The sequence below is a fragment of the Pseudovibrio sp. W74 genome (assembly GCF_001623085.1).
GTDB lineage: Bacteria > Pseudomonadota > Alphaproteobacteria > Rhizobiales > Stappiaceae > Pseudovibrio.
Window position 1 is genome coordinate 1,380 of record NZ_LMCJ01000047.1, and the last position, 250, is coordinate 1,629.

Below are 250 nucleotides of genomic sequence, written 5' to 3' on the forward strand. Positions count from 1 at the left end.
AGATAGAGACTTAAGCTGCAGGCGTGCGCCAGTCATCAGCACCGGACGTGCCGGAGACTGTGTGCTCCCACATGATCTTGCGGTATGACAGTTCAATAGTGATCAACTGAGTGAAGTCAGCATTCTTTGGATCCTGACAATGTGGCAGGCCACACTCGATATTGGTGATCAGCGCATCTTCAAAGGAAGTGGTGAAGAAATGCTCCTGCTTGCCGGAAGAATTGGTGCGGTACCATTTGACTTCACACTT

1 protein-coding gene is annotated in these 250 nt (G+C 50.0%); it reads right to left on the bottom strand.

Features of this window, described 5'->3' with window-relative positions; genetic code table 11:
* Nucleotides 1-10: 10 nt before the first annotated feature.
* Nucleotides 11-250, bottom strand: a 240-nt coding sequence (gene tssD / locus PsW74_RS28485; RefSeq protein WP_153042450.1) for a type VI secretion system tube protein TssD, incomplete at its 5' end; no start/stop codon positions are given.